Origin of the sequence: Spongiactinospora gelatinilytica (genome assembly GCF_003236385.1) — a bacterium.
GTDB lineage: Bacteria > Actinomycetota > Actinomycetes > Streptosporangiales > Streptosporangiaceae > Spongiactinospora > Spongiactinospora gelatinilytica.
On record NZ_POUA01000429.1, the window covers coordinates 1 to 5,987 of the forward strand.

At 73.2% G+C, this 5,987-nt stretch carries 5 protein-coding genes and 1 pseudogene; 3 read left to right on the forward strand and 3 right to left on the reverse strand.

Annotated elements, in window-relative coordinates:
- The 3 genes and pseudogenes from C1I98_RS33815 to C1I98_RS33825 form a co-directional block, all read right to left on the reverse strand.
- Positions 1-488: pseudogene (locus tag C1I98_RS33815) on the reverse strand (hypothetical protein); the annotation flags it as partial.
- A gap of 37 nt (positions 489-525) precedes the next feature.
- Entirely contained in the window at positions 526-2,097 is a 1,572-nt protein-coding gene (locus C1I98_RS33820) for an IucA/IucC family protein (protein WP_111171406.1), read from the reverse strand.
- On the reverse strand, positions 2,094-3,278 hold the full coding sequence (locus C1I98_RS33825) for an ATP-grasp domain-containing protein (RefSeq protein WP_111171407.1): 1,185 nt from the start codon (positions 3,276-3,278) through the stop codon (positions 2,094-2,096). The genes C1I98_RS33820 and C1I98_RS33825 overlap by 4 nt, the downstream gene beginning before the upstream one ends.
- A 194-nt stretch (positions 3,279-3,472) precedes the next feature.
- Here C1I98_RS33825 and C1I98_RS33830 point away from each other — a divergent pair, with 194 nt between their 5' ends.
- Genes C1I98_RS33830 through C1I98_RS33840 form a run of 3 tightly spaced genes read left to right on the forward strand, consistent with a single transcriptional unit; the run spans position 3,473 to position 5,913 of the window.
- Positions 3,473-3,832, forward strand: coding sequence for a hypothetical protein (locus tag C1I98_RS33830; RefSeq protein WP_111171408.1), 360 nt, complete (start codon positions 3,473-3,475; stop codon positions 3,830-3,832).
- A 3-nt stretch (positions 3,833-3,835) separates the two neighbouring features.
- Complete coding sequence (locus tag C1I98_RS33835; protein WP_111171409.1) at positions 3,836-5,257, forward strand: sensor histidine kinase; 1,422 nt, start codon at positions 3,836-3,838, stop codon at positions 5,255-5,257.
- Entirely contained in the window at positions 5,254-5,913 is a 660-nt protein-coding gene (locus C1I98_RS33840) for a response regulator transcription factor (protein ID WP_111171410.1), read from the forward strand. Before C1I98_RS33835 ends, C1I98_RS33840 begins: the two co-directional genes overlap by 4 nt.
- Positions 5,914-5,987 lie beyond the last annotated feature (74 nt).

The following is a 5,987-nucleotide window of genomic DNA, read 5'->3' on the forward strand; positions in this document are numbered from 1 at the left end:
AGAAGACGGCATACGAGTTGAGCGCTAGTCTCGTGGGCTCGGAGATGTGTATAAGAGCCAGGCTCGGAGGCCAGCCAGGGGCTCTCGGGCGGCACCGCGCGCTCGCGGGCCGCCAGGATGGTCCTGATCGCCTCCCGGCTGGCCGCCACCTGCACGCCGAACTCCTCGTTGCCCTCGCCGTCCTCGCCCAGCCCGGCCTGCACCAGCGCGATCAGCAGCCGCGAGGTCAGCGGCCGCCACTCGCCGTCCTCCAGCCAGGCCGGCGTCCCGTCGAACCGCAGCGCCGTACCGCCGCTCGCCCGCACCCGGATCAGCGTGCCGGCCATCCGCAGGAACAGGTACGGAGGCACCGGCCACACCTCGCCGCGCGGCCCGGCCACCTCCCGAAGGCAGCAGCGCAGCAGCGCGGCCACCGTGGCCTCCTCGGCGGCGGCCAAGAAACGCGTGTCGTGCGCGGTCTCCGGCGATTCGAGCAGCAGGCTGTCCACGTGCGGTCATGCCCCTTAGGTAGGACTGGGTCGGTGATCAGATCCGGCGCAGGTAGTTGGGCCCGCCCGTGCCGTAGTGCTTGTTCACGTCCAGGGCCCCGGTACGGGTCTTGTCGACCAGGGTGCCCGCGGTCAGCATGGCCTTGCCGACCAGGCGCGCGGCGTCGAGCGTGCGGGCGCGCAGCAGCTTCGCGAGCGGGTGGTCGCCGTGCTCGGCCAGCGCGTCGGCGAGGGTGTCCCTGACCATCCGGCGCGCGGCGCCGGCGGGCAGCGCGCCGAAGGCCACCGCGGCGGCGGCCAGGTGCAGGGTGATGGTGACGAACACGTCGGCCAGCGCGTGCGGGTCGTCGGTGAGCATCCGCGCGTCGGCGAACGCGGGCACGCCGAGCCCGGCGGCGCGCAGCTGCTCGGGGGAGGCCAGCAGCCCGTCGTTGTCCTTGATCAGCAGGGCCGGGGGCCCGGCGGGGGTCAGCGAGAGGTTCTGCTGGTGGGCTTCCAGGGCGATGCCGTACCTGACGAAGAGCCGTACGTTCCAGCGCAGCAGCAGCCGCAGGTAGCCGCGCAGGACGTCGGCGACGTCGCGCCCGGACGCGCGGGCGACCTCGGCGATCACGGTGTCGCCGCCGGGGGCCGGGGCGAGCAGCGCGGCGACCGGGATGACCGGCGTGTCCGGGATGGTCCGGACCATCCAGGCCAGGTACTCGTGCCCGGCGTGCCCGAAGACCTGCTCGTCGGCCAGCATGATCGCGTCAGCGAACTCCGGCTCCGCCGCCAGCACCTCGCGCAGCAGCCGTTCGGCCAGCGCGCCGTCGGTGAGGGTGCCGGGCTTGATGGACCGCCGGTTGCGCAGCCCGAGCGTGCTGGCCGCCAGCGGCAGCTTCAGGTGCGTGCCCGGCCCGGCCTGCACCGTGCGCATCGACAGCGTGGGCCGCACCCGGAGGTACGGCAGCGGGCCGACGCGCACCCCCGGCATCCGGCCCACCACCCGCACCGACAGCGGATGCACCGGGAACAGCACATGGCTCGCGCCCAGGCCGGGCAGGCCCACCTCCCGGAACGACGGGCCGAACGGCACCCGCGCGCCGCGCGCCCGCCCGCGCGGCACCGCCGCCCAGCGCAACTCGAACGACGGCGCGAACTCCGGCGCGTAGGCCAGCAGCTCCGCCTCCGACAGGCCGTAGCGGGCGCGGGCCGTCGGGTACACCGGATGATCGACGAACGCCGCCAGCGTCTCGTAGTCGATCGGGTCGCGGTGGCGCGGGTCGCGCCCGATCCGCGCCATGACCTCCTCGCGCCGCGCGTCGTGCAGCTCCAGCGCGCGCAGCGCGGCGCGGCACTCCACGGCGAGCGCCTTCACCCCGGCCGCGTCGGCGTGCTCGGAGATCTCGCTGACCGCGCCGAGCACGGTGGACAGGCCCAGGGACTCATCGGGGGCGACCACGAAGTCCTGGTAGAGGGAGCCGGGGGCCAGCCGTACCCGGCGCGCGCCCGGAAGCTCCAGCGCGACGCCGTCCTTGGTGCGGGTGACCCGGCCGGCCAGGCCGCCGTAGTCTTCGCGCAGCAGCGCGTTCACCACGCGGGCGGCCAGGTAGCACTCCCGGTGGCTCACGCGGTCACCGTCCAGGGGTGGGCGGCGCGGAAGGCCGCGATGGCGGCGTCCACGGCGGCGGTGTCGCCGCCGATGGCCCGCACGATGCCCAGATAGTCGCGGTTGGTGTTGCTGTGCTCCACGCGGTCGCCGAGCGCGCGCAGCGGGCGGTGCCACAGCTTCACGCCGTCGCCCCCGGCCGCCGGGTCGATGGCGGGCGGGGCCGTGCTGATCGTGCCCGAGCGTTCGGCGAGCAGGCTGAGCGCGACCCCGGCCCGCTCCGGCGGCGCGGGGTGGGGCCGCGGCAGGCGTTCGCCGAGATGGACCCGCAGGATCTGCTCGAACAGCGGGACGCCCAGCAGGTCGGCCAGCAGGAAGTCACAGTGGTCGCCGATCACCCGGTAGTTGACCTCGATGATCCGCGGCCCGGCGGCGGTCAGCGCGTACTCGGTGTGGCACGAGCCGAAGCCCGCCCCGAGCGCGGTCAGCGCGGACAGGACGTGCTTGGTGTGCTCGTACGGCACGGCGGGGGACCAGTCCAGGCGCTCCTCCACGAAGTGCGGGCGGGGGCCGAGCGTGGTGGCGAACCCGCCGAGCACGCGCGTCTCGCGGCCGTCGCCGATGGTCTCCAGGGTGCGTACCGGGCCGTCCAGGTATTCCTCCACGACCAGCGCCTCGCCGGGCCGCCTGGCCCTGGTCCGCCGGACGGCGGCGGCCAGGCCCGCGGCGTCTTCGACCAGGACGACGTCTTCGCTGGCCACGCCCTCGCGCGGCTTGACGACGACGGGGAAGGGGAGGGCGGCGGGGTCGATGGGGTCGTCTGGTGCCAGTCGTACCGACCGGACCCGTTCGACGCCGGCCTCGGCGAGCCTCCGCCGGGTGAGGGCCTTGTTCTTGGCGGCCAGGCAGGCCCGCCAGTCCTTGCCGGGCAGGCCGAAGTAGGCGGCGGCCAGGGCGGTCTCCGGCTGGATGTGGTCGGAGTTGGAGAAGATCGCGTCGGGGCGGTGGTGGTGCGCGATGGTGTCGATCACGGCGCGCGGGTCGCGTACGTCGCAGGCGATCACCTCGCCGGGGTGTGCCCGCCGGTGGTCCGCGGGGCGGTCGGTGAGCACGGTGACCTCGCAGCCCAGGTCGCGGGCGGCGGGCAGGAATCCGTCGGTCACGGAGTCGGTCGGTTTGAGCGCGGTGATGTACAGCCGCACGCAGGCACCCCCGGATCAGGTAAGGCTAACCTAACCCGTAGCATCTTAGTCCCGTGACGATCGGCCCGTGGCGCGAGTGGTCATTCGCGGTACATGTCGATAATCGGTCTGTGGGTGGCGTGAGGTGGACGGATGAGAGGGTTCTCATGCGGCTCTCACCGTCTTCTCGGGGAAGGCCGCCTACGGTTGGGGGCATGAGCCGCCGCACTTCCGTCATCGCCGTTCTCGCCGTCGCCGTGGGGGCCGTGGCGGCGGTGCCGGCGATGGTCGGGCTGGTGCGGGCGGTCAGCGTCGATCCGCCCGACCTGCGCCGCACGATCGTGGTCGGCCCCGAGTCGTCCGCCGCTGCGAAGTCCTCCGCCGAAAAGCCCGCCGAGAAGCGCACTGAGAAGCGCTCGCCTGAGAAGACCTCACCTGAAAGGGCCTCGCCCTCCGGGGAGAAGCCGCGGGAGCGCACGGCCCGGCCCGCCGAGCCGGTCGAGCCGCCACCTCCGCCGCGCGGCGGAGGCGACGACGATGGCGGTGACGACGGCGACGAAGGCGGGGATGACTGACCGATGAGCGCGCGGGCCCGGATCGTGGGCTGGATGCTGCTCGTCGTCACCCTCGCCCTGGCGGTGTCGGTCTTCGCGACCTGGACCCTCCTGCACGCCCGCATGGAGGAGCGGGTCAACGCCGAACTCGGCAACGAGGCCGAAAAGCTCGGCAACTACATCAAGGAGGCGAGCCGCGCCGAACGCGACGTCGAGCGGCTGCTGACCGGTCACCTCGTGGTCAACGCGCCCGACCGGCACGAGACGTTCTTCACGATCGTCAACGGCAAGAAGGGCCGCAGGACGTACGTGACCCCCGAACTGGACCTCAGCGCCGACGACTCCCTGGTCGCCGGGCTCGCACGGGCGACCGAGCCGTACGCGGCCTGGCTGGAGACCGCCGCGGGCACCGTGCGCCACGCCGTGATCCCGGTCCGCAGCGGGGCCGACGTCGGGCACTTCGTGATCGTGGTCTTCTACGAGCACCACTCACGGGAGGTCGACGAGTCGGTTCGCGCGGTGGCCGTCACCGCAGGGGTGGCGCTGCTGCTGGCCGGCGCGGCGGGCTGGTGGGTGGCCGGGCGGGTCCTGGCCCCGGTGCGCCTGGTACGCCAGGCCGCCGAGCGGATCAACGACTCCAGCGACCTCACCCGCCGGCTGCACGTGCCCGGCAACGACGACGTCGCCGCGCTCGCCGCCACCTTCAACCGCATGCTGGACCGGCTGGAGCGCGCGTTCGCCGTGCAGCGCGACTTCGTGGACGACGCCGGTCACGAGCTGCGCACCCCCATCACCGTCATCCGCGGCCATCTGGAGCTGATGGGCGATGACCCGCAGGACCGCGCCGAGACGATCGCGCTGGTCACCGACGAGCTGACCCGGATGAACCGCATCGTGGACGACCTGCTCACCCTCGCCAAGGCCGAACAGCCCGGCTTCCTCGCCCTCGACGACGTCGAACTGGCCGACCTCACCGTCACCGTGCTGGCCAAGGCCCGCCCGCTCGGCCCGCGCAACTGGCGGGTCGAGGAGGTCGCCGACGCCTCCATCAGGGCCGACGGGCAGCGGCTCACCCAGGCGATGATGCAGCTCATCGCCAACGCGGTGCGGCACACGGAGCCGGGCGACCTGGTGGCGGCGGGCTCGGCCGTACGGGGGGCCGAGGTGGTGCTGTGGGTCCGCGACAGCGGCCCCGGCGTGCGCGCCCAGGACCGCGAGCGGATCTTCGCGCGGTTCGTGCGCGGCGGCAGCCGTACGCACGAGGGGGCCGGGCTGGGCCTGGCCATCGTCAGGTCCATCGCCGAGGCGCACGGCGGCCAGGTGCACGTGGAGAGCGCGGACGGCGGCGGCGCGCTGTTCGTCATCACCATCCCCTTCCACAACGCGCGCAGGGAACCGCCGGACGACGTCGGCGACACGATCGAGATCATGCTGGAGTCCCGATGAACCGCATCCTGATCGCGGAGGACGAACGCCGCATCGCCTCCTTCCTGGAGAAGGGGCTGCGCGGCAACGGCTTCGCCACGACCGTGGTGGAGGACGGCGTGGCGGCCTACGAGTACGCGGCCGGCGGGGCGTTCGACCTGCTCATCCTGGACATCGGCCTGCCGCTGCGGGACGGCTTCACCGTGCTGCGGCGGCTCCGCGAGATCCGGGCCGCGATCCCGGTCATCATCCTGACCGCCAGGGACAGCGTGGCCGACACCGTGGCGGGCCTGGAGGGCGGGGCGGACGACTACATCGCCAAGCCGTTCGCGTTCGAGGAACTGCTGGCGCGGGTCCGGCTGCGGCTGCGCGGCGACCGCGTACCGGAGGTGACCGTGCTCCGGGTCGGCGACCTCTCCCTCGACCTGCGGGCCCGCCGGGTCAACGTCGGCGACCGGCCGGTGGAGCTGTCCACGCGGGAGTTCGCACTGGCGGAGGTGTTCTTCCGGCATCCCGACCAGGTGCTCACGCGCGAGCAGTTGCTGAGCCATGTGTGGGGGTTCGACTTCGACCCGGGGTCCAACGTGGTGGACGTGTACGTACGCTACCTGCGGCGCAAGATCGGGGCCGACCGGATCCAGACGGTTCGCGGGACGGGATACCGATTGCGGGGCTGACCTGGGGCTGACCTGGGGCGATGTGATGGGAGACCTCTCATCCGACCCTCATCGGGGGCTCACGGGCGGGGGTG

What these genes read in the sequence shown, in the direction of transcription:
- C1I98_RS33835 (WP_111171409.1), top strand. Translation starts at nt 3,836, where the DNA reads ATGAGCGCGCGGGCCCGGATCGTGGGCTGGATGCTGCTCGTCGTCACC.
- C1I98_RS33840 (WP_111171410.1), top strand. Translation starts at nt 5,254, where the DNA reads ATGAACCGCATCCTGATCGCGGAGGACGAACGCCGCATCGCCTCCTTC.
- C1I98_RS33830 (WP_111171408.1), top strand. Translation starts at nt 3,473, where the DNA reads ATGAGCCGCCGCACTTCCGTCATCGCCGTTCTCGCCGTCGCCGTGGGG.